Source organism: Campylobacter taeniopygiae (assembly GCF_005406225.1).
GTDB lineage: Bacteria > Campylobacterota > Campylobacteria > Campylobacterales > Campylobacteraceae > Campylobacter_D > Campylobacter_D taeniopygiae.
This window is the reverse complement of sequence record NZ_NXLY01000015.1, coordinates 1-22,129: the sequence shown is the minus strand read 5'-3', so window position 1 is coordinate 22,129 and position 22,129 is coordinate 1. Positions and strand designations below refer to the sequence as shown.

Annotated in this window: 26 protein-coding genes and 1 pseudogene; all 27 read right to left on the bottom strand. The window is 30.0% G+C overall.

What is annotated here, in order from left to right; genetic code table 11:
- Positions 1-38: 38 nt before the first annotated feature.
- Positions 39-305 carry a hypothetical protein gene (locus tag CQA75_RS07455; RefSeq protein WP_002804244.1) on the bottom strand — a complete coding sequence of 89 codons (267 nt, stop codon included), beginning with the start codon at positions 303-305 and terminating at the stop codon, positions 39-41.
- Between the two features lie 2 nt (positions 306-307).
- Positions 308-868 carry a P-loop NTPase family protein gene (locus CQA75_RS07450; protein WP_002790730.1) on the bottom strand — a complete coding sequence of 187 codons (561 nt, stop codon included), beginning with the start codon at positions 866-868 and terminating at the stop codon, positions 308-310.
- A gap of 58 nt (positions 869-926) precedes the next feature.
- Positions 927-1,193, bottom strand: a complete 267-nt coding sequence (locus tag CQA75_RS07445; RefSeq protein ID WP_002779704.1) for a hypothetical protein — start codon at positions 1,191-1,193, stop codon at positions 927-929.
- A gap of 4 nt (positions 1,194-1,197) precedes the next feature.
- Entirely contained in the window at positions 1,198-1,755 is a 558-nt protein-coding gene (locus CQA75_RS07440) for a hypothetical protein (RefSeq protein ID WP_002779703.1), read from the bottom strand.
- Complete coding sequence (locus CQA75_RS07435; RefSeq protein WP_002779702.1) at positions 1,752-2,264, bottom strand: hypothetical protein; 513 nt, start codon at positions 2,262-2,264, stop codon at positions 1,752-1,754. The genes CQA75_RS07440 and CQA75_RS07435 overlap by 4 nt, the downstream gene beginning before the upstream one ends.
- Positions 2,261-2,659, bottom strand: a complete 399-nt coding sequence (locus tag CQA75_RS07430) for a hypothetical protein (RefSeq protein ID WP_002790713.1) — start codon at positions 2,657-2,659, stop codon at positions 2,261-2,263. Before CQA75_RS07430 ends, CQA75_RS07435 begins: the two co-directional genes overlap by 4 nt.
- Before the next feature lie 141 nt (positions 2,660-2,800).
- Positions 2,801-3,106, bottom strand: coding sequence for a hypothetical protein (locus CQA75_RS07425; RefSeq protein ID WP_002790442.1), 306 nt, complete (start codon positions 3,104-3,106; stop codon positions 2,801-2,803).
- A gap of 351 nt (positions 3,107-3,457) precedes the next feature.
- On the bottom strand, positions 3,458-3,982 hold the full coding sequence (locus CQA75_RS07410) for a hypothetical protein (RefSeq protein WP_002817937.1): 525 nt from the start codon (positions 3,980-3,982) through the stop codon (positions 3,458-3,460).
- Between the two features lie 414 nt (positions 3,983-4,396).
- The gene (gene aph(3')-IIIa / locus CQA75_RS07400; RefSeq protein ID WP_001096887.1) at positions 4,397-5,191 is read right to left on the bottom strand and encodes an aminoglycoside O-phosphotransferase APH(3')-IIIa; all 795 of its coding nucleotides are present in this window, start codon (positions 5,189-5,191) and stop codon (positions 4,397-4,399) included.
- 98 nt (positions 5,192-5,289) lie between these two features.
- Positions 5,290-5,472, bottom strand: a complete 183-nt coding sequence (locus tag CQA75_RS07395; protein WP_002779753.1) for a hypothetical protein — start codon at positions 5,470-5,472, stop codon at positions 5,290-5,292.
- A 169-nt stretch (positions 5,473-5,641) separates the two neighbouring features.
- On the bottom strand, positions 5,642-5,812 hold the full coding sequence (locus CQA75_RS07385) for a cysteine-rich KTR domain-containing protein (protein ID WP_004614788.1): 171 nt from the start codon (positions 5,810-5,812) through the stop codon (positions 5,642-5,644).
- A gap of 54 nt (positions 5,813-5,866) precedes the next feature.
- A pseudogene (gene tet(O) / locus CQA75_RS07380) lies at positions 5,867-7,784 on the bottom strand (tetracycline resistance ribosomal protection protein Tet(O)).
- 358 nt (positions 7,785-8,142) lie between these two features.
- Positions 8,143-8,322, bottom strand: coding sequence for a hypothetical protein (locus CQA75_RS07375; protein ID WP_002779751.1), 180 nt, complete (start codon positions 8,320-8,322; stop codon positions 8,143-8,145).
- Positions 8,323-8,340: 18 nt separating this feature from the next.
- Complete coding sequence (locus CQA75_RS07370) at positions 8,341-9,762, bottom strand: hypothetical protein (protein WP_002834241.1); 1,422 nt, start codon at positions 9,760-9,762, stop codon at positions 8,341-8,343.
- 105 nt (positions 9,763-9,867) lie between these two features.
- The gene (locus CQA75_RS07365) at positions 9,868-12,060 is read right to left on the bottom strand and encodes a DNA topoisomerase 3 (RefSeq protein WP_100608212.1); all 2,193 of its coding nucleotides are present in this window, start codon (positions 12,058-12,060) and stop codon (positions 9,868-9,870) included.
- A 262-nt stretch (positions 12,061-12,322) separates the two neighbouring features.
- On the bottom strand, positions 12,323-12,943 hold the full coding sequence (locus tag CQA75_RS07360; RefSeq protein ID WP_002809107.1) for a hypothetical protein: 621 nt from the start codon (positions 12,941-12,943) through the stop codon (positions 12,323-12,325).
- A 70-nt stretch (positions 12,944-13,013) separates the two neighbouring features.
- Positions 13,014-13,811, bottom strand: coding sequence for a hypothetical protein (locus tag CQA75_RS07355; RefSeq protein ID WP_002809110.1), 798 nt, complete (start codon positions 13,809-13,811; stop codon positions 13,014-13,016).
- Between the two features lie 2 nt (positions 13,812-13,813).
- The gene (locus tag CQA75_RS07350) at positions 13,814-14,578 is read right to left on the bottom strand and encodes a TrbM/KikA/MpfK family conjugal transfer protein (protein WP_002809111.1); all 765 of its coding nucleotides are present in this window, start codon (positions 14,576-14,578) and stop codon (positions 13,814-13,816) included.
- Positions 14,579-14,589: 11 nt separating this feature from the next.
- The gene (locus tag CQA75_RS07345) at positions 14,590-15,018 is read right to left on the bottom strand and encodes a cag pathogenicity island Cag12 family protein (protein WP_137621223.1); all 429 of its coding nucleotides are present in this window, start codon (positions 15,016-15,018) and stop codon (positions 14,590-14,592) included.
- Positions 14,999-16,810 carry a type IV secretory system conjugative DNA transfer family protein gene (locus CQA75_RS07340; protein ID WP_137624366.1) on the bottom strand — a complete coding sequence of 604 codons (1,812 nt, stop codon included), beginning with the start codon at positions 16,808-16,810 and terminating at the stop codon, positions 14,999-15,001. Before CQA75_RS07340 ends, CQA75_RS07345 begins: the two co-directional genes overlap by 20 nt.
- A gap of 92 nt (positions 16,811-16,902) precedes the next feature.
- Complete coding sequence (locus CQA75_RS07335; protein ID WP_137624365.1) at positions 16,903-17,454, bottom strand: hypothetical protein; 552 nt, start codon at positions 17,452-17,454, stop codon at positions 16,903-16,905.
- Positions 17,444-18,460 (bottom strand): P-type DNA transfer ATPase VirB11, encoded by a 1,017-nt coding sequence (gene virB11, locus CQA75_RS07330; RefSeq protein WP_137621220.1) that lies wholly within the window; start codon positions 18,458-18,460, stop codon positions 17,444-17,446. Before virB11 ends, CQA75_RS07335 begins: the two co-directional genes overlap by 11 nt.
- Complete coding sequence (virB10, locus tag CQA75_RS07325; protein WP_137624364.1) at positions 18,441-19,622, bottom strand: type IV secretion system protein VirB10; 1,182 nt, start codon at positions 19,620-19,622, stop codon at positions 18,441-18,443. The genes virB11 and virB10 overlap by 20 nt, the downstream gene beginning before the upstream one ends.
- 9 nt (positions 19,623-19,631) lie before the next feature.
- A complete protein-coding gene (virB9, locus tag CQA75_RS07320) occupies positions 19,632-20,519 on the bottom strand; it encodes a P-type conjugative transfer protein VirB9 (protein WP_137624363.1) in 888 nt (295 codons plus the stop codon).
- Positions 20,516-21,181, bottom strand: coding sequence for a virB8 family protein (locus CQA75_RS07315; RefSeq protein WP_137624362.1), 666 nt, complete (start codon positions 21,179-21,181; stop codon positions 20,516-20,518). The genes virB9 and CQA75_RS07315 overlap by 4 nt, the downstream gene beginning before the upstream one ends.
- Positions 21,171-21,335, bottom strand: coding sequence for a hypothetical protein (locus CQA75_RS09175; protein WP_171000093.1), 165 nt, complete (start codon positions 21,333-21,335; stop codon positions 21,171-21,173). Before CQA75_RS09175 ends, CQA75_RS07315 begins: the two co-directional genes overlap by 11 nt.
- Positions 21,325-22,129: type IV secretion system protein (locus CQA75_RS07310; RefSeq protein ID WP_137624361.1), on the bottom strand; the 805-nt coding region annotated here is incomplete at its 5' end. The genes CQA75_RS07310 and CQA75_RS09175, both read right to left, overlap by 11 nt.

The window sequence follows — 22,129 nt, the reverse complement described above, 5'->3', positions numbered from 1 at the left end:
TTGTAATTTTTGTTTTTTGCAAGGATATTTTAACATTTTTAACTATTAATATTTAAAGCTCGTGCCTCTTTTAAGATTAATTTTCTTATATAAGTACCATATTCACTTACTAAATCTAAATCCATTAATTTTTTCAAAATTTCCATTTCTTGTTCATTAAGTCTGCAAACTACTAAATTGTCTCTTCTTAGTTTTTGATCTATAGTTTTTCTTCCAGCTGACTTTTTATCAGCTTTACTATATGTTTTTTGAGAGCTTGTTTCAGAGTTTAAAGCTTCTGCTATTGTAAAGGGTTTTTTTTCCATTATTATTTATCCTTTCTAATAAAATCTAAAAGTCTTTGATACTCATTGAAAAAATTTGTATAACTTAATCTTGAAAGATTGTTTTCATTATAAAGTTCAGTAAAAGAAGCTCCACTACTCATAGAATTTTCAATTATCTTTGAAAATTTAAAGAAAAAGAGATTTAAATCTGTAAAATTGCTTTCAAGAGTTTCACAAATTTGCCTTTTCTCTTTCTCATCTCTATAATCTGTAACCAAGATACAAACTCTATCATCATTACCTATTTCATTTAAAGTTTCCAATGTTCTAAGTAAAGAATTGTAATTACTCGTGCAAGGAATAATAATCTTATTACTTTCTTTAATAATATCTAATACCCCTTTTTCTACAAAACCACCAAAATCATAAACGCAATTATCTATTTTTTTTGGAGTCGGTAAAATTTTTGCTTTTTCAGGATAAATCTTTTCTATAATAGAATTGTCATTGCTTTGTAAAAAATATTCCAGATCTTTAGCAATTGAAAAAGCAAAAGGAGTTTTTCCAACACCACCTTTTTTATTTACAACAGATATTATCATAAAAAAACCTTTTTTATATTTTTGTATAATATTATATACTAATATTTATTAATAAGAACTAAAAATAAATATTAGTTATTTTCGATTTAATATTTTCATAAACATCTTTTTCAATTTCTCTATCTTCTTTATGGTTAATTGCAACTTTATACCATTCTTTGTAGCATTTTTCACAATAACAGCTATATAAAACACAAATCATATATCCATCATTGCTTAATCTTCTATTACAACTATCGCAAATGCCATAACCTCCAATTTTTAAAATTTCTTGTTTATTTAGTCTTAAGATTTTAAATTCTTTATTATTATCCATCTCTAGCATTTTATTACTCTCCTATCTTTTTCAAGATTAGCTCTTGATTTGTTTTTAAAATATTTCTTCTCTCTTTCTCTTTCTGCATTTCTTCTAATTCTTTTGCTATTTTCTTTTTAAAAAGATTAATGTAATATTTTTTGATTTTATCTATGAGTTCCTCATTAATTCTGCCTTTTTCATAATAAGAATTACATTTTAACAAAGCAAAAGTTTTGTATTCTAAAACATTAATTCCATCATAGTATTCCTGAAGCTTTAAAAGATCATCTTCTAATTCTTTTCTCAAAGAGTTGTTAAGTTTACTGATAAAATTATCATCATAATCCACTTCTTTTGCACACTTTTTTTCACCAATTAAATGAATAGTTAGCAAAAACCCGTTCACTAGAAAAAAACTAGATACAAAATAAGCATAGTAATTTTCTTCTTCTATAAAATAGGATAAAAATAGTGCAATAGCGATAGTTGAAAACAAGGCAAAAATTAACATAAGGATATTAACAACACGATTTATTCTCAAAAACAAAATTTTATCCACAATCTTTTTTGACAAATTTACTACTCTCATTTATCCTCCTTTAATATTTCTTTGCAACCTTCCTCATTACATCTTAACTCAAAAAAGGTATCGTTTTCTTTGTTTTGCAAAACAACTTCAATGTGTTTATCGCCATAAACAGCCATTACAAATCCATATTTGTTTTCATCAAAGCTTTTAATCTCTTTTCCTTTTAAATAAATAGAAATCTTTTTATCATTTTTTAATACAAGTCCTTGATCCGAAAAGAATTTAATATTTATTTCATTTTGAAAAGTAAAAAAGGCAATAAGCATTAAAAGAAAAATAGAACTTATCGATACAAAAATAATATTTGCTGTAGCAAATAGAGTTTCAAGCTCGGTTTTATTCTCGTTAGAATCATTCAAAATTCTTTTTATATTAATAACACCAAAATAAATAAGTGCAATTCCAAGAATAAAAGATAAGATACCAAAATCATCTTTAACACTACTAAATAAAAACCATAAGCCTGATAAAAAACATATTGCGTATGCTACTATTGTAATTTTTTTCATCTTTGATTTACACTCCATGAAAGACCATTAATAATGATTAAAAATATAAAATAAGAGCCATAAAGGTTTTTTAAACTTATATCAATATTAAAAATATAAAAAACCGCGACAAATATAGGCATTATAAATAATGAGAGAGATAAAACATTAGATAATCCCCAAACAGCACAAATAGCTATAGTAAATACTATTAAAAGAGTTGTAATTGGAAAAAATACTATATTATCTTCGCCTACAAAATTTGCAAAATTACCACATATGAAATCTAAATTAGAAAAAATAAATTTTACAAATTCCCAAATTTCATTTTTAAAAATGCAAATTAAAGCGATAATTGCTATAAAAATTGCATAAGAAAATATTTCTTTTTTAGTTATTTTTTTTTCATAAATCATTTTTGCTCCTCATCTTTTGTAAAAATTTTTATATATAATTATATAATATTATTTATTAAAATTAAATTAAATTAATTAATATATATTTACATTTATTAATGTTATACATTTATTAATCTTATAGTAGATATAGAGTGTTTTTCAAATATCAGTTTTTATAAAATCTTTTTCATTTATTCCATAATATTGCAATTCTTTTTCATATTCTGCATTTTGAAAAAAATCAATTATTGGTTTTTCGCAAAAATACACATTAATCAATCTTTTTTCTTTTTCATTGATTATCCTAATATATTGAAAATTTTTCTCTAAAAAAAATTTATCATTTTCTCCTATAATAGCATTTTCGTAAAGATACTTTATTAAACCCTGTGCAAAATCATTATCTCTTTTATTTGAAAAATTTTCATTATAGTTTTTTATCACTTTTTCTAAGCTAGAACGCATAAAAAACCTTTCTATTTTTTCTCGAGCAATTAGGACATTTGAAAATAAATTTTTCATTCGGCTGAAACTCAACATAAATCTTTTCTCCGCATTTTTTGCACTCGATTTCTGTGCATAAAATCATAGAATGATTTTTGATTTTATCATTGAGCAAATATGAATACATAGTATTTTTCAAACTTATTCCTTTTGACTTATTTTAGTTGTAGTTCTTAAAATCTTCCCTATTATTATTGTAGGTATATCCCAAAGAGTATAATGGCTTTATAATGTATATATCGTTTTTCTTACACTCTTCCATCATTTGATTATAAGTCATTTTTTTGGGATATATCTTGATTTCATTTTTTTCTAATATTTCAAAATACCATAAAAATAAATCATCTTTGGCTTCTTTATACCGTCTTTCACATCTGCCCGGCTGAAATGGTTGTCCTCGTCCTCGGTAAGGCTCTCTAAATGGTCCAGGAACGCATAGGCGTCTCTCCGTATCTTCTGCTCGGATATGCCACACTTCAAGCCATAAGAGCACAACGCCATAATAGAAAAGTAACGCCCTCCGGCTTTCACTTCCTCGGTTATTTTCCGTTTCCACCACTCATATAAAGCTTCGTTACATACCCACGTACCGCCCTGCTTCTTACTTTTCTGCTTCGGCTCTCCCTGCACGATCCGCTTCTCATACCATTCCGGGTACAGCTCCTTTGCTTCTTCCAGCGTAACGGTACTTTTTCTTCTCGGCTTCTCGTACAACGGAGCAAGGTCTACCTTACAGCTCGGTATGCTGGCTTTTATGTCCTCCAGCGTGTAACGGTTCTCTGACAGCTTATAGGCTTTTACTGGGAAATCTACACCCAGCTTCGACTGACTCCCCACACACCGGAAACCTTGATAAATTCCGGTTCGTGCAGTCTCGTGGCAAACAATAGACAATCACCTGCTGATCTTTTTCGCAGCTGATAACGAGGAAAATGTTCATGGTGTTATGCATCTTTACTCTGTTAATCCTGTTCAAATTTTATTCCTCCTCTGTGACTTCCATAAAAAGTATATCCTATGCGTTCTTAAGCTAGCTGCTGTTAGTGCTTCTCATTGCACCCTGGTTATAAAAGCCATACTCACAAACCTCTTCACCAAAACTCTTTACATCTCTAATATAGAACTCTATCTAGCGAACTTTTAGAAAAGATATAAAACATCAGAGTATGGACAGTTGCGGATGTACTTCAGAAAAGATTAGATGTCTAAAAAGCTTGTAGTTAAAGCTTTTTAGACATCTAAATCTAGGTACTAAAACAATTCATCCAGTAAAATATAATATTTTATTTTCTCCCAATCAGGCTTGATCCCCAGTAAGTCAAAAAATAGCTCGACATACTGTTCTTCCCCGATATCCTCCCTGATCGACCGGACGCAGAAGGCAATGTCATACCACTTGTCCGCCCTGCCGCTTCTCCCAAGATCAATAAAGCCACTTACTTTGCCATCTTTCACAAAGATGTTGCTGTCTCCCAGGTCGCCGTGGGAAAAGACAAGTTCCTCTTCGGGCTTTTCCGTCTTTAAAAAATCATACAGCTCGCGCGGATCTTTAAATGGAGTGTCTTCTTCCCAGTTTTCGCAATCCACATCGGCCAGATCGTTATTCAGTAAGTAATCCAATTCGGCTAAGCGGCTGTCTAAGCTATTCGTATAGGGACAATCCGATATGTCGATGGAGTGAAAGAGCCTGATGCACTCCGCATACAGCTCGATAATCTTTTCAGGGCTTTGTTCATCTTCATACTCTTCCGAGCAAAGGACGCCATCGGCCTCACTCATGAGCAGATTGCTCCAGCCATCATGCCGTTCAAAGTGCAGGACCTTTGGAACAGGCAGCTTTCCTTCCAGCCATAGCATCATGTCCTTTTCCCGTTCCACATCATAGGTGGTCCCTTTATACCGGCTGTCCGTCATTTTTAAATATAGGTTTTCATTTTCTCCCACCAGCTTATATACCTTAGCAGGAGACATTCCTTCCGTATCTTTTACGCAGCGGTATTTTTCGATCAGTTTTTTCAATTCCGGTGATATTCTCATTTTAGCCATTTATTATTTCCTTCCTCTTTTCTACAGTATTTAAAGATACCCCGTACCCTCTTTCATTCATCAGCCGGATAAAGGTTTCCCGGCTGGTCGCTGTTTCCTTACAATCCAGCACCGCAAGGGCAATATCCTGCACATAGCTTTTGACCTTTCCCTGCTCTGCCTGTTTCAAAAGCTGGTAGGTGTCTTTGCTCCATGCCACCGTTTCTTCCCGGACTTCTCCAGCAAATGTCTTTCCTTTCTCCGGCACATGCAAGCCCTGTTCCCAGCTCTGCTCGTTGCACCGTTCCTTTAAGTCTTTAAGGTCGTGCTTACTCAGAGGGTAATTTAGGGTATAACAAAATAACCCACCCGAATATCGTTTTTTTTATTTGGTGAGTTTGTTCTTTCAAATACGAAACAAAAAGAGCCGATGATTCGTGAATTGTTCCACAATTTCATCGGCTCTGCGTCTTAAGCGTCTGGCTCTTTGATGACAGTTATCTTCAAGTTGTCAACTTTAATCAATCTTTCTTGTCTGCATTTTGGACAATAAAGGGGATAATTCTCCAAAACAGTGTCCTTCCTAATTTTATTACGGGTTTTGCTCCCACAAACAGGACACAATATCCATTCGCATTTCATCATAATTAGTCTCTAATCCTTTCAAATCTCATTTTATATGACTTTTGCAAGCTGTTAAGCTAACTTGTGGAACATATGCCGAACCTTATCTATACGGCTATTCGGGCGGCGGGGTTGGCAAATAAATTTACCAATAGCTGGCTGGTATCCTTTTAACTCTGTCAAGCAGACTCCCTGCCCATTTGTGAAAGAAGTTAAATCGTTCCTGTATTCTTGAATACATCTAGCAGGGATTTCTCCTTTCAGAATGACCTCGTCATTCTTTATCTGAGTACTTACAATATCTGCACAATACCTTGGAGCATCATGATACGCCCGTGAGAGATATTCCTGCGGTGCATAAATTTCAAAGTGGAGATATGGCTCTAATAGTTCTGTCCCTGCTTTTTTTAAAGCCTGCTCCAATACGATAGGGGAAAGCAGCCGAAAGTCTGCGGGGGTACTTACAGGACTATAATACAATCCATATTCAAAACAGATTTTACAGTCTGTCACTTTCCATCCATACAGCCCCTGCTCGCAGCCATAAAGAACCCCCTCCATAACCGCATTTTGGAACGATTGATTTAAATATCCAAGTGAAACTCTGCTTTCATACTGCACTCCGCTTCCAATAGGGAGCGGCTCTATGGACAACCCGACAGAAGCCCAGAAAGGATTTGGCGGGACTTCTATGTGGATGGTATATTCTGCTTTTCTAAGCGGTCTTTCCATATATATAACAGTAGGCTCTTTTATTTCTGCCTCCACATGATATTTTTCCTCAAGGATGGCACAAATGACTTCCATCTGCACATTCCCCAAAAAAGAAAGTATAATCTCATGCGTTGTAGTATCCACATAATATTGTAGAAGCGGGTCACTGTCGGAGATTTCTAAAAGTGCATCAAGTAACATTTCCCTTTGTTGAGGTTTGCTCGGTTCAACAGTTGTTTGGAGCATAGGGAGAGGATTTTCAATTCTCTCTCTGTGGCAATAGCTTTGTATCTCCAAGAACACTATTTAGCTTCAAAAACTCATTTTGCAAAATAACAATTTCCCCGGAATAAGCCTTATCAATTTTACATAATTCACCATTTATTGAAGTATACATTTCTGTAATTTTTATTTTTTCCTTTTCCGATATTCTAACCGAATCCCGCAAATGCAGGATTCCGCCATAAAGGCGTACATATGCAAGACGTTGTCTTTCTTCCGAATATTCAATCTTAAAAACCTGCCCGCATAGTTCAGATTGACCTTCAGGCGTTGATGAATAAAATTTACTGGCAATTACTTCTATAAGCTGCCGAATCCCCAGATTGTTTTTAGCGCTTCCGTGATAAACGGGAAATAACGTTCCGTTTTGGAATCTCCTGTTTTCTTCCTGTTCCAGTTCTGACATTTTAAACGGTTTCCATGACATATATTTCTCTAATAGTTCATCGTTTCCCATAATTACCGCATCCCACTGTTCCATATCGTCATTGTCCGTTACATTTATATGGGGATGCTGCCCAACCTTTTGCTTCACTATAATTTCCGAAGAAAGCTTTGCTTTCATTTCCCGATATACCATTGGCAAATCAATCCCCTCTTGGTCAATTTTATTGATGAAAAAAATTGTCGGAATCTTCATTATCTGTAGTGCATGAAACAGTATACGGGTCTGTGCCTGTATGCCATCCTTTGCAGAAACTAATAATACTGCTCCGTCTAATACGGATAAAGAACGGTATACTTCCGCCAAAAAATCCATATGGCCTGGCGTATCTATAATGTTGACTTTTACATCCTCCCACTGAAAAGATGTCACTGCTGTCTGGATAGTGATTCCCCTTTGACGCTCCAAATTCATTGTATCTGTCCTTGTTGTGCCTTCATCTACGCTCCCTAGTTCTGCAATTGCACCACTGGTATACAATAAACTTTCCGTTAATGTTGTCTTTCCTGCGTCAACGTGAGCCAGAATGCCTAAGTTAATTATTTTCATGTGATTTTCCTCCTATCAACACCCAAAAAAGGGCATAAAAATACCCAGTGATAAATACTCCTATCACTGGGTAAATAACTCCAATAGCCCCAAAACACTTATATGTTTTCGGGCATATAAAATCACATGATAAAAGTATTCTTAAACTGGGTACAAAAAACTAAGCCCCATATTAAAAGTGAAACGGGACTGCTACTTTTTGTTCCCACTATCAAATTGACAGTTTATTTAAGAATACCTTGCCGCATATTTATTAACTCCTTGTATAATACTGAATCTAATTATATTCTTTAACCCTTTATTTGTCAAGCTGACAAACTAAAGCAGAAAAAGCGGCAGGATTTCCCCCTGCCACTAATCATCTGTTTATGCAAAAATAATTTCCAAGTTTTACTTCTGTAAAAATAAAATGTTCTTCATCGTTTTCGCAATAAAAAACAATATTAGAATACTCATTGGCTTTAAGTAGTAAATCTAAAATTTTCAAGTCTTCCTTTGAAATTTGTATGTGTAAATCTGTAATTTTGTTTGTATTCATTTTAACTCCTTGTATTTTTTAAACAGCTTTCAGGCTTTTTTCAACAAAATTTATAACTTCTTTATTTGCAAATTCATTATATTTTGCTTTGATTTCCTTAATTGCAAATTTATTTTTTCTTTTGAAAATTTCCAATGTATAAACTCCTCCTTCGTAATTTAAACTATAAATGGCACTTAAGCCGTCTTCAATTTCTCTTCTTCTTGTATAAACGCAATTTTTTTGCTCCATTCCGTGCAAGTAAAGTTCTTTATGCGTTTCTATTAGTTTAAATTCTTCTGGAAGTTTTAAATTGATAAAATCTTCTTTAATTTTAAGTTTTTTATTTTTTGGAATTTGTTTTTTTTCTAATTCTATCGTTAAAACATTATGTTCGTTTGTTATTCTATTTATAGAATTAATGTTAAGGTTAATTAAATTATTTGTTTCATAGCTTAATTTAATATAATCATTTATTAGTATATAAATTTCAAGAAATTCATTTTGATAGCTTTCTTTCTGTGGTTTTAATTTGTGATACAATAAAAATGAGGCAATATTAATAATTTTGTATTTTTTTCTTTTGTATTTTATTTTAATAAAATGCTCGTTGGCAAAATTATTATTAATAAAATCAATATAATCATATATTAATTTGTTATTCTCCAAAACAAATTTATACAATTTATTCTGTTCGTTTTTTGCAATAAAATTTAAAGAAATTGCAAAAGATAAAGCCAAGTGGATATCAAATTTATTTAGATTGAAATTAATTTTAGTATTTAATGATTTTTCTATAACTTCTTGAACGCTATGACAATTGATTAAAACATTAAAATCTATTCTTAAAAGCTTATATATTTCAAAAGAATGATTTTCTTTGATATTTTTAAAATCTTTGGCAATATAAGGATTTATTTTTTCTAAATAGTTAAAATAATAATTTTTTAAAATATTATTTTCTAATAAAAAAACAAGATTAAAACCCTTGCTTTGAATTTTTCTATATTTAAAGGTAATTAAGCTATTATCTTTTTGTATGATGAAATGTTTTTTATTATAAATGTTACTAATATCAAAACTTTCTCTATCCAATGAATTTATTTTAAAACTAAAAACAAGTTCCGTAAATGAAATTTCTTTATTTTCAAAATTTAATGCGTAAAAAATATTTTGATTAAATTCAAATTCACTATAAGAAAAGTCAAAATTTATATCTTTGACTTTTTCTAGTATTTTTTGAGCGAATTCAAAAGTTTTTTTATGTGTCAAAAATATTCCATTAGCTATGCCATATTTTTTTATAATAAAAATATAATCTTTTGGAATGCTTTTAATAAAAAGCAAAAAATTTTCATCTTTTAACCATTCTTTTAAGGTTGTATTTTTAGTATTTTCAAAATCTAAAAACTCATAGCCATTAAGCAACAAGCATTGATTATATTTATTTTTTTCTTCCATAATTTACCTCCTCTCAAAAAATATTTTTACATAATCATAAAATTCTTTATATTTGAAAAATATTATTTATTAATATTAATTAAAATAAATTAATATTTATTAATATTATACATTTATTATTTTAGGTTTTCCATTATCGTCATAATACATAGCCTTGCAACCTTGTTTAAATTCACTACAACCCCACCACCAACTATTACCATTTTTACTTTTTATTCTTTGTAAAAATCCTTTATTGCATTGCGGACATTTATGAGTAGTATCGTTGCTTGCTTGTTTTGTTTCAAAGTTTGGTGTGCCTTTGTTATCAGGATAAATGGCTTTGCAACCTTGTTTAAATTCACTACAACCCCAAAAGTTTCCATATTTCCCTTTTCGTTTGGTTAAAAATCCTTTATTGCATTGCGGACATTGAATTTTTGGTTTGTTTTCATTATCTAGTATTTTAAACTCTTGATTTTTATCAATTCTTTGAATTTCGCTAATTACTTCTTTTGTGATTTCTTCTAAGAATTGTTCTCTTCTTAATTCTGATATTTCTATCATTTTTTGTTGCTCAAACCACAATGCTGTCATGTCAGGAGTAATAAGTGATTTTGGAGAAAGTTTAATTAAATCTCTACCTTTTTTAGTGGATTTGATAATTTGTTTTTTATCTTTACTTACTTCTATATACTCTCTTTCAATTAATGTTTTTATATGATTAGATCTTGTTGCAGGTGTTCCTATACCACCACTTTCACCTTTTTTGTCTTTGTCTTTTTCAATCAGTAATTTTTTAATTCTTTCATCAGACACATACTTTGCGACACTATTTAAATCTTTAAGTAGCGTTGTCATAGTGTAGTAAGGGCGTGGCTTTGTTTGCTTTTTTTCAATTTGTATCAAAGAGCATTTTGCAATATCACCATTTTTTAAGATAGATAAATCGTTTATATCATTCTCATTATTTTCTTGTTCCTCTTCGCTATCTATATTTTGCCAAAGACTTCTAAAACCACTTTTTGTTGTCTTGTTTTGAGTAGCGGTAAAAATTCTTTGATTTACTTCTAAATTAATTGTATTAGTTTGATATTCTCTCGGATGAAAGAATTGGATAATAAATCTTTTAGCGATTAGATTGTAAACGACTAATTCATCTTGAGTTAATTGCGATGAAATTTTATTTTGGGTAGGGATTATTCCATAGTGTGCTGAAATGTTAGCATCGTTAAAAGCCTTGCTTTTTATTGTTAAATCACTGCTAGCAATGAGAGCTTGAATTTCATCATTAGAATTTAAATTTTCCTTTATAATATTTAAAATATTTGGTGCTTGTTCAAACATTGTTTCAGGTAAATATTGACAATCTGATCTATTATAAGTTATAGCCTTGTGTTTTTCTCTTAAATTTTGAGTGATTTCTAATGTTTTATCAGGGCTAAAACCAAAAAGTTTTGCACATTCAGCTTGTAAAACAAGTAGATTATAAGGTAGCGGTGGATATTCCTTTTTGTTTTCTATTTTTAAATTAATTTTTGCATTTTGGTTTTCACAAGATTCTTTGATCTCTTTAGCTAAATTTTCATCTAAAATTTTATCTTCTGTTTTCAATCTTGCTTTAATAGTATTATTGTTGATATTAAAATCACCTAGCAAAGAATAATAATTTATACTTTTAAAATTTTCAAATTCTTTATCTCTATTAACTATAAGAGCCAAAATAGGCGTTTGAACTCTACCTACGCTTAAAATGCCCTCATATCCATTTTTTCGTGCCATTATGGTATACGCCCTAGTAAGATTTATGCCTACTATCCAATCTGCTTGACTTCTTGCAAAACCTCTTTCGCTCATTCCTTTAAAATCTGCATTTGGCTTAATTTTTGCTATTTCTTCTTTTACTGCTTTTGGTGTTAAATCATTAATTAAAACCCTAAATACAGGTTTAGAAGTTTTGGAGTATTGAATAATTTCATCAACAAGAATTTGACCCTCATCATCCGCATCCCCACAATTTACAATAGAAGTAATCTTGTCGCTATGGATTAAATCGCAAATAATTTTTAATTGTTTTTTACTTTCTTTTTTGGGCAAATATTTAAATTCTTTAATGGGTAGTGGTAAGTCTTCAAGTTTCCATAACTTATATTTTTCATCATATTCTTCAGGTTTAGCAAGCTCTAGAATATGTCCAAAAGCCCAAGTAACAATATTATCACCTTTTTGTATATATCCTTCTCCGCTTTTATAATTGCCATCTAGTCCTTCTGCAATTGCTTTACCAAGTTCGGGTTTTTCAGCTATAAATAATCTCATTTTTGCCTTTCAAAAATCTTATCTTATTGTTTGCTATATTATTAATAAATATTAGAAAATAATAGTTATTAATGTTATATATTATTAATTTAAATATACTATTTTAAAGATATTGATATTTTTTTGCTATCGATTTTTCTATAGTTTGATTTTTTGTAAAACTACTCATCTTGTCAAAAAATAACTTTTAAATTTGTTATTTATAGTTACTATTAATAAATAATAATAACTATAAATATGCACCTTTATGAGGTGCATATTTTTATCTTCCAAACTCTTGGTTTTGAGTTTTTTCAGGCTCTTTAATTTCTTGAGTTTGCTGTATTTGTTGTTCTTGTTTTTGTGCTTTCATTTCAGCTTCATTAACAATTCTAATTCCAGCATTTGAAATTACAGCTATAAACTCATTACCTTTTTCTTTAAGTTCCTGTTTTAATTCTTCATTGTAAAGCCTTACATTAGTTTCTAAATAGTGACTTTTAGTTCCATCTTGGTTTTGGTGTTCTATAATCCCAATTCCTTCAATTAATTCTTTTGCAGCTTCTCGCTTTTGATTAATTGTATAGTAAAAATAACCTTGCTCATTTATGTTAGAGTTGATATATATGAAATCATCTCTATTTTGTGAATTTGTAGGTTTTAAAACTATATTGTGAGTTTTTTCATCTCTATTAACAAAATAGTTTTTCCACTCATCATTTATTTTTGCTGAAAAAAGCACAGCTCCGTGTTCCATTGCAGCAACTTGTCCAGCTTCTTTAATAACATCGATTAAAGCAGTATCTACTTTTCTTTGTTGAATATCACCTTCTTTATTCTTGTAGTTTAAAGCATTATTGGTATCAATAACAATCTTATCATTTACTAATTTTCCAAATGCCATTTTTTCTCCTTTTTAAATTTTTTATGATTTGTTTTTGTTTTTTGCATTTTTTTGTATATAATTGTTCTGTTCATTCACCTCCTTGTAGTGTGATTTGAATACTATTTTTATTCTCATTGAAAATAGTTTTTTTGTTTTTTGCAAAGCTCAAGGTAAAGCTTCCTTTACTATTTTCATCAATAGAGATAGTGGCTAAACCTTGAGTGATTGTGCTTACTCTTTCTTTTAAATTGTTATATTCTGAATATTTTATATAAGTAAGCAAAATTAAAATGCCAAGAGCTATACCTAACCCTATAGAAGTAAAACTAAAAAATATAAGATACCATTTTGTATTTTTTGTCATTTTTGTAAAAATTTCTGAAAATGTATTCAATTTTTGTTTTCCATCTTCAACAAAATGATCAAGAAAAGTATTATAATTTTTTGCATTATGAGAAAGTTTATATTCTACTATTTCGCAAAATTTATTAATTTGCTCGTTATATTGTTTAAGTTTATCATCCAATGATATTTTTTGAATTTCATTAGCAAATTTAGCAAAATCTTCCATTGTTTTTTTAATAGAAATGGTTTTATTAATAATTTCTTTCTCTTCATCATTAGGAGGATTTTTAAAATAAGAAATAAGAGCTAAATAGGTATTATCTAGCTCTATAATATTGCTTTCTAAATCTTTAAAAATACCATCTTCTGTATTATTTTGTGCATTTTGCTTACCAACATTAATTTTAGCAATAATTATTTTTATAAGATTTTCAAATTTTTCCAATAATTCATTATAGTTTTGCATAGCTATATTTTTTGAATTATCTTCATTAACTATTTCAAAAAGATTATTTTCGTTAGAATTAATTTCTTCATTCATTGTTATTTCTCGTTTATCCAGCAATCTTTTTTAATAATTATTTTTTGATAATAAGCAATATCGATTCTATAATACTTGCCAAATCCTTCTTGTTTTCTTTTATTAGCAGGTAGTTTAATAAATTCTCCATAACTTATAGGAGTTAATTTTTCTCCTTGTTCTCTTTGCGATACAGGTAAAGCATTATAAATTTCTTGTGATACTTCTTTTAATTCATAACCTCTTTCCCAATCTTTTTGCTCATAAAATTTCTTATCGCAAGTATATTTTAAATGATAATCTGTGTATTTTGATGAAGCTAAAAGTTTGCAAGAGTTTGTAAGTTCAGGATTTATTCTAAATCCATAAGTTTTTATTTCTACGCATTCTCTTGATCCATTATGCCCACCACCAGTGCATATTTTTTCAACTTTTAAAGGTTGTTTTGATTTTTCAATTCTTTGATTTAATGCAGTTGTAGAGCATTCTCCATCTAAGTTAACTAAAATATCATTTTTATATTTATACATTTCTGGATCATTTGTTGTGTCAATAGGACACAAATTTAAAAATTCTTTCCTTGCTTGGATAGTTTTCCAAGGTTTTTTAAAGTGAATGCTAAAATATTTTGCTAAAGAAGATGCACATTCAGGTGGTTTAACTGGACTTGCTAAACAAAGAATTACTTCGCAAGAAGTTCTAGTATCACCAGATAGTAATTGCAAATCTAAAGCATTAACACTATTTATTACACCAAAAACACAAAATGGGAATAATATTTTTTTCATTTTTCTCTCCTTTAAAAATTTGTTTTGTTAAAAAATAAAATATTAACTTTGTTAAAGTCTTCCTCTATCGGATCTACAGGTTGTAATTCAATAGGTGCTAAAACTTGATTTTTTTTAAAATACTGCTTATATTGTTCGATCAAATCTTCTCTACCTACTAAAATAATTCTTGTAGCATTATGAGCGAGCAAAAAAGTTTTAGTGATAAGATCATTTTTAATGAAATCATCATTAATTGTTTTTTTCTCCACTACAATATGATAAGTCCAATTAAATCCACTCAAATAAGGATCTTTAGGGACAAAATTATATTTTTTTTCTAAAATAGAATTATTGACAGCTAAAGCAGAACTATTATCTAGTTCCATTGGTTTAGGAGCCGAACATCCTACTATTACAAAAGCCATAAAGGCTAAACTACTAAGCGATTTTTTTGTCATTATTTTCTCCTATAATTTGAATTTGAATTTTGCATTCTCCTTTTAAGATAGCGTTTTCTAATTGTTTGCGTGAAGGGATTTTTTTTATTACTGATAAACTTTTTGAAACGGATTTAAATTTATCCATAAAATAAGAATCAGAATAATAAAACGCTTTGTTGCATAAAATAGGTTTGCCACTATCAATAGTAATGAGTTCATTTTCAAAAGGCATTTCTCTAAGTTCTTGTGGTAACATTAAGGCTCTACTTGCTTCACTAATGCTTCTTGATCCGCCACCATTGCCACCTGAATTAATACTTCTTGAACTTGTTTTAAAAGTAGTATTTCCTAAAATTCTAGAAATAGCCTCTGCGTCTTCTTGTTCTCTTGGTGCGTAAAAGATTTGACAAGCGTGATTTGTTAAGAGTGTCTTAGCACCTTCTTTACCATAGCCTAAAGGCGGTTGTGTTTCAAGCTGTGAATTAGATTGATAAATCATCAAAGAGCGTAACCAATATCCAGCCATAAAACTTATTGCAGATTGATAGATAGGAATTCTACCAGGTGCAGTGAATTCATCCATAACCATTAAACAAGTATATTTTAAATCTTTATTGCTTTGTGGCAATTCTTTGGTGTTTAATAAAATAAGTTGCGACCAGAAAATATTTAAAATAAATTGTGCATTTGCTAATTGATCAGGCGTAATTCCTATATAAATTGTCATTTTCTTTTTACGTAAATCTCTCAAATCAAAATCACTTGTTTCTGTGCTTAATCTTAACGTTTCGCTTTCAAATGGAACAAGTGGAGCGTTAAAAGAACTCATTACACCTGATTTAGTGGCGTCTGAATTAATATTAAAATAGCTTTCTAAACGCCTTATAGTTGCTTCATCTAAGATTTCACAATAGACTAAAAAATTATAAGTATCATCAAAACCTTTTAAAGTTTGATTTTCATTTTTGAGTGAAAAACCTTTTGAGAGTTGTAAAATGTTGTAAAAGTTAAATTTTCCTACATCTACATTAAACTCACTTTGAAAATCTTTTCCATTATCGGTTAATTCTAAATCTCTCCACATATAGCAAAGTCCTATAAATAGGTTTTGTGCTAAGCCATTAAAAAATTTCGATGTAGAATCTCCGTCAAGCGGATAAAGTATATTAGCTAAGTCCATTAATTGACTATCACAATGTTCTTTATCGCTCATATCAATATAGGTTAAAGGGTTATAGCGATGTGTTTGTCTTGAAAATGGATTAAACAAATAAACTTCTTGTTCTAAAATCTCTTTTCTATATTTGCTTGTATAGTCAAAACATTCTTGTTTAATGTCTTGCACTACAGCACTTTCTTGCCATTCTAATAAGTTTGGAATAACTATACCTACGCCTTTACCGCTTCTTGTAGGAGCTCCTAAAGCTACAAATTGCTGTCCATCAAATCTTAGTAACTTTTTTTTGTATTTACCGATAATAATGCCTTTATTGCCAAATAAATTCATTTTTTTAATCTCATTAAAATTTGCAAATCTAGCTTCACCAAATTGAGATTTTTTGGCTTTTAAAGATAACACCAAAATAGAAAATATAAGAAAACAAATACCAAAAGTAATACCTAAAGAAAGCCATATTTTTGGGTAATTATTAGTAATTGCTTGTAGAGTAAAATTGATATTATAAATTTCAATCGCTTTTATGATTTTCACTTTATTTAAAAAGAAAAAAACAACAGGTGTTAGTAAGTATATGAAAATGAAACTAGCTACAATAAGAAAAATAACTTGAATATTTTTATTATTTTGCATTTGTGGCTCCAATGTTATATCTTTTTATTTAGATTTTTTAAAGAAATATTCATTTTTATCCTTTATTTGATTGTTAATAATTATAGGTTTATTCATCGTTTTAACTCCTTTTCTTTAGTTTGAGTATAGTTCTTATTTTTGGTGTTAAATTCTTCCAATTTTGCTTTAAAATCATTTGTAGATTTGTCTTTTTGTGGTATAATTTTATTAACAGCTGATGAAATGTTCTTTTGAACCAGTCGCCCGTCAAGACTTTGGGCTTGAGTGTAGGGGGTGTGGGCGTCCCTACCATCAGCTACTACATCTTTTTTAGCCATTAAATCTAAGTTTTTTAATCTTTTTTCATTAGCGTGAAAAATTTTGTTGATATTTTCATCTTTACGGATACCTACTTCACCCATTTTTTCTTCATTAAGTTTTTTCCCTGCTATATAATCTTTTTCACTTTTTGGAGTTGGATTGTTGATTATAATTTCAGGATCGCTAACAACCTTTTTAATTAAATTTGCAACCTGCTCTTTATTCTCAAACATTTCAGGATGACGTTCTTGTAAAGTTTTCAAATCAGCAATTGCTTCTTTATCTCCTAAAAGCTCTGATAATCTTTCACAAAGTTCAAAAATTTCTAATTCTTTATCGCTCATTAAAATCCTTTTTCATATTCTCTATCTCTTTAAAATAAATTCCACTGATACGCCTTTTTCCGTGATGAGCGTGGATATGCACGACAATATCTATTAAATCTTTAAGCGTTTTTTGGATAATTTCAAAAGGTATGCATTGACCTTGTGGATTTTGTAAAGTCATTAAGGCAAGTCGAGTAAATGTTTCTTCAGGGCTTCCTGCGTGGCAACTTGTGATACTTCCACCGTGACCACTAGCTAAAACATTGATAAAATCATAAGTTTCAGCACCTCTAAGCTCCGCTAATAAAATTCTATCAGGTTTCATTCTTAGACAAGATTTTAAAAGCGTTGCAGAATTTAAAAAATCTGTGCTTTTTGCTTCGCTAGGATAAAATAATTGCACAAAATTTTTGTGTTCGTAAAATTTGATTTCTTCGACATCTTCTATTGTGATAATCCTGTCATCAAGGCTTATAAAATCGATAAGAGTTTTCATAAAAGTAGTTTTACCACTGCCAGTTTCACCAGCAATGATAATATTTTTACCATAACTGACAGCTTTAGAAATGAAATTTTGATAATCCCTTGCTTTATACAATTTAATTAATTCTTCATCACTTGGCTTGATTTTATTCTTATCATCAGGATTTAAATCTTCAAAAAGTCCGCTTTTAATATGATCTTCCATTTTAAATCTAGTTTTGCTTGGTTTTCTGATGGTAATTGAAATATGATCACTTTTAGTAGCGGGCGGAATAACAATTTGCATACGTTCTCCACCCACTAAAATACAACTAAGAATAGGGCGTGATACATCTATTTTATCTTTTTTAAAAGATGCTGAAGCGGTTGCAAAATGTCCAGCTTGTTCAAAATCAAGTTCGGTATCTACAGATTCCCATAGTCCTTTGGAGTTTTGCACCCAAATTTTATTATCGCCGTTATAGCAGATTTCATTGATATTATTATCTTTTAAAAATTCTCCAAAAAATTTTTGAGTATATTTATCTAGCGTTATTGACATTCTTTTTCCTTATTAGTTTATAAACTTTTGAAAAATCAATATCGCGATTAACATAAACACCAACTAAATCACCTTGATTTTTATAAAGTGTAGGTTTTATATCAATCATTTTTTCTAGTGCAGTGTTTGCAATTTCTTTTGCAGAATCCCTTGTGTTTTCAGTGTAATCAGCATAGTTAGTTTTTTTATCTTTGCCTGTAATTTGATCTGCTAAAATAGCAAGAGAATCATCTATCATTGATAATAAGACAGCAGAGCCAAATCTTTTTAAATAGTGATGATCTACCCAACCCTGAACGCCACTTGCACCTAGTTCATCAGTAGCTCCTGAATATACAGGTATGATGATATTGTTTGGTGTTCTAATTTCTTGCCAAATGACAAAAAGTCTGTCCATACCATCGTCCATTTGTCCAGTATTAAAAGTTCCAGTAATCGTGCTACCTTTTTCAATTAAAAGAGTATTGCCATTTGCAGAATAAACATCGTTTGATACAATACAAGCAATTCCACCTTTAATAGAGCTTACTAGTTTCGTTTTTAAAGCACAACCTATATAAGTTCCTTTAGGTAAAAGTAAATTTTGATCAAATTCACTAACTTTAGCAATTGATGGACTGAAAACCTCGCCTACAAAATCTCCACCACTTTGTGAGTTATTAGAGTTTTGTAAAGCACCTGCACCATTTTGCCCAAATTCAAACACTGTGTTAGGTTTTTCTCCAAATTCTACTCCGTTTCCTGAATTGCCATTATTTCCAAATCCACCATTACTACCAGATGAAGCAATAACAGTAACTCCAGCACCTTTTACAATTCTAGGTTTTGGAGACTTAGGTTCAAATATTATATTTTGCGTCGGTTTTGCAGGTTCTTGTGCAATTAATTCATCAAATGTTTTTTGTGGTGGCGGTGCAATAAATTCCTTTGTTTTAACGCTTTGTGCTAAATCTTTATTATCTTCTTTTTTTGTTTCTTCAGTGGTTGCATTGCTACTTAAAAATGATTTTAAAAAATAGACTAATATTACAATTAATAATAATCCGCCCACAGAAAAAATTGCATAAGCCTGTATTTTTCTAAGATGATTTTTTTGATTGCTTAAATCGCTTGTGTGATTTTCAAAATCATTGTCTAAATTATCTTGTTCTTTATCTTGCATACTTGCTTCCTATTTTTTCTTTATTTCTCTTTTTATATTTTCGTTAGAGGTTTCCCTTGTTTTATCTAAAGGATTTTTTGCATAACCACGATTAAAAATACCAACCACTTTATCACCACTTCTTAAAAGTATTTGCTTAGTAATTTTATGTATAACTAAAACATCATAATTTCCATCTTTTTTAATATGTGTATTTAAGATACTTTCTTTGCCATTTTGATACATAAAAACAGCAGGAAAGGTTTTAGTATTATCAAATCCTAAATATGTAAAAACACCATCATCATAAGCAAAATTTGGGCTTATATCTTCACTACCTTTATTAATTTTCATATAAAAATCCCAATTTCTAGGAATAGTATTTTTATTTAAAGTATCTTTAATATTTTGTTCTTCTTGTAAATTTAATATTTGCTGAGCACGTTTTAAATCTTTTTCCGGATAAGAAAAACTAAGCTTATAAGTAGTTTTTTTATTTGAATTTGCAAGAACTAAATCAAAAACATAAAAATTAAGATTTGTTGTAACAATTAAGTTTGTTTTCCAATCACGTGGATTAGGATCAACTACAAATTCTTGAGAGGTTTGGCTATCTTCCATAGTGCTATTTTCATCTTGTTGAATTAATTGTGTTTTATAAGCTTTTGGTTTTATAAATAAAAGATTATCTTTTTCTATTAAGTCCCAACCTTCTGCAAAACCTGTTGCCGTGTTTATAATACGCTCATCTTTTCCAAATTCTAAAACGCTAACATAGCCATTTTTTGCATTAATTTGAAATACATCATTTGCATTAAAAATGGCATAAGTGATTCTTGGATCATATTTTGAAGGCTTTGGGATATTTAAGCCCCAAAGAATTGAATTTAAAAATAAAATTATTAATAATTTTCTCATTTTTTCTGCACCTCGTCATCTATTCTATAAGTTAATACTTTAAATCCTAAAGGATTTAAAATTCTGTTTCCTTCACTAGCTTTTGCCAAAATATAGTCATAGCTTAATGTTATTACTTTTGTAGTTTGAGTTATTGCCTTAGAATTCAAATTTTTTGTTGTAATAATTGCTCTGACTGTAGCAGTTTTAACTCCGTTACTTTCACTTAAAACAATACTTAAAATTTGCACACTGACTTCATTAAAATTTTTTAAGATTTGATCTCTCGCATTATCACCTTCATACAAAGCCCTATATTCATTTGCCACCTTTTCAGAACTCATCAATTGAGTAAGCAAATAGTCTTGATTTAAAAGATCATAATAATAGCCTTCTCGAGCCTTAACATAAGTGCTAATAAAATATTTATCTAATGCCTCATTTGATTTAATTTCTTTTTCATCAAGTATAGTTAGAATATCTACCATCCCTGTAGTATTATCCACTCTTATTACATAAGGTTCTACGGTTTTTAATGGAGTAAGTAAAACAACTGCAATAACAGAAATAATGGCTATAAAAATAGAAATAAAAGCAATTAACCAAGCTCTTTTATTGCTTTGTTCGATTAAATATCTAAAACTTGCTTCATAGCCTATTGCAGTATTAAAGTCATTTTTCATTCGCAATTCCTTTTAAATCTTTGTTTTGAGTATTAATGGGAGTCCATCCTGATTGATCATTAAAAATATAATCATATTTACCCTGATTTTTAGTGCTACAAGCACTAAAAAATAAAACACCAAATAACAAAATGAAAATTAATTTAGTTCGCATTTCTAGCCCTTTCATACATTTTTTTCGCAAAACTATAACCGCCTTTAGCACCTTTAATACTAGCCCCTACACCTTTACCTAATAATTTTCCACCGACTTTTCCTGCATTTACAGCTTTTCCTGCAGTTTTACCTCCAGTCCAACCTGCTAACCTTCCAACAGGGTTTAAGACAGAGTTTATTGCTCCACCCATTGCACCTTCCATTGATACATTTGCTATTTTTTCAGCATAGAGTTTTGCAGAAAAGATCATAATTACTAGTATTAAAGAAGCGATGACAAAGAAAATACTTGTGCCTAATACTTCAGTTCCAGATTGAATTTTATTTGATAATAGAGAAATCCACCCATTTATTTCTTTTATAAAAACCCCTAAAAATAAACCTACAAGTAAAATAACTAAAGTATTTGAAAGTAAAAGCCCTATGTATTGAGTGAAAACATTTTTAGTAGCTTTAAAAATTAAAAGCCAAAATACTATAGGGGCGGTGATTACAAGCAAAGTTTGTGTAAAAGTAGTAACAACATAGATAGCAAGTGTCGGAACTGCTGCAATAGCAAAACCTATATAACAAAGTATCATTGCCACAATTGCTAAAATAGAATCTCCAATACCACTTGTCTTATTCCAAATTGCATTCGCTAATTGTGCAGTGCTTGAAAACATTTCATCTAAATTTTTATACACTTGCGAACCACCTCCAGCCCATTCATACAATCCGTCCATTGCTGAAATCGTTAAATCTAACCAACCGCCTAAATTTAAAGCAAAAGTAATGGCACAAAGTTTTCCT

Bases quoted from the DNA above. Each gene is read 5' to 3' on its own strand.
- CQA75_RS07455 (WP_002804244.1), bottom strand. From the start codon at position 305: ATGGAAAAAAAACCCTTTACAATAGCAGAAGCTTTAAACTCTGAAACA.
- CQA75_RS07450 (WP_002790730.1), bottom strand. From the start codon at position 868: ATGATAATATCTGTTGTAAATAAAAAAGGTGGTGTTGGAAAAACTCCT.
- CQA75_RS07445 (WP_002779704.1), bottom strand. From the start codon at position 1,193: ATGCTAGAGATGGATAATAATAAAGAATTTAAAATCTTAAGACTAAAT.
- CQA75_RS07440 (WP_002779703.1), bottom strand. From the start codon at position 1,755: ATGAGAGTAGTAAATTTGTCAAAAAAGATTGTGGATAAAATTTTGTTT.
- CQA75_RS07435 (WP_002779702.1), bottom strand. From the start codon at position 2,264: ATGAAAAAAATTACAATAGTAGCATACGCAATATGTTTTTTATCAGGC.
- CQA75_RS07430 (WP_002790713.1), bottom strand. From the start codon at position 2,659: ATGATTTATGAAAAAAAAATAACTAAAAAAGAAATATTTTCTTATGCA.
- CQA75_RS07425 (WP_002790442.1), bottom strand. From the start codon at position 3,106: ATGCGTTCTAGCTTAGAAAAAGTGATAAAAAACTATAATGAAAATTTT.
- CQA75_RS07385 (WP_004614788.1), bottom strand. From the start codon at position 5,812: ATGAAATGCGAATGGATATTGTGTCCTGTTTGTGGGAGCAAAACCCGT.
- CQA75_RS07375 (WP_002779751.1), bottom strand. From the start codon at position 8,322: ATGAATACAAACAAAATTACAGATTTACACATACAAATTTCAAAGGAA.
- CQA75_RS07370 (WP_002834241.1), bottom strand. From the start codon at position 9,762: ATGGAAGAAAAAAATAAATATAATCAATGCTTGTTGCTTAATGGCTAT.
- CQA75_RS07365 (WP_100608212.1), bottom strand. From the start codon at position 12,060: ATGAGATTATTTATAGCTGAAAAACCCGAACTTGGTAAAGCAATTGCA.
- CQA75_RS07360 (WP_002809107.1), bottom strand. From the start codon at position 12,943: ATGGCATTTGGAAAATTAGTAAATGATAAGATTGTTATTGATACCAAT.
- CQA75_RS07355 (WP_002809110.1), bottom strand. From the start codon at position 13,811: ATGAATGAAGAAATTAATTCTAACGAAAATAATCTTTTTGAAATAGTT.
- CQA75_RS07350 (WP_002809111.1), bottom strand. From the start codon at position 14,578: ATGAAAAAAATATTATTCCCATTTTGTGTTTTTGGTGTAATAAATAGT.
- CQA75_RS07345 (WP_137621223.1), bottom strand. From the start codon at position 15,018: ATGACAAAAAAATCGCTTAGTAGTTTAGCCTTTATGGCTTTTGTAATA.
- CQA75_RS07340 (WP_137624366.1), bottom strand. From the start codon at position 16,810: ATGCAAAATAATAAAAATATTCAAGTTATTTTTCTTATTGTAGCTAGT.
- CQA75_RS07335 (WP_137624365.1), bottom strand. From the start codon at position 17,454: ATGAGCGATAAAGAATTAGAAATTTTTGAACTTTGTGAAAGATTATCA.
- virB11 (WP_137621220.1), bottom strand. From the start codon at position 18,460: ATGTCAATAACGCTAGATAAATATACTCAAAAATTTTTTGGAGAATTT.
- virB10 (WP_137624364.1), bottom strand. From the start codon at position 19,622: ATGCAAGATAAAGAACAAGATAATTTAGACAATGATTTTGAAAATCAC.
- virB9 (WP_137624363.1), bottom strand. From the start codon at position 20,519: ATGAGAAAATTATTAATAATTTTATTTTTAAATTCAATTCTTTGGGGC.
- CQA75_RS07315 (WP_137624362.1), bottom strand. From the start codon at position 21,181: ATGAAAAATGACTTTAATACTGCAATAGGCTATGAAGCAAGTTTTAGA.
- CQA75_RS09175 (WP_171000093.1), bottom strand. From the start codon at position 21,335: ATGCGAACTAAATTAATTTTCATTTTGTTATTTGGTGTTTTATTTTTT.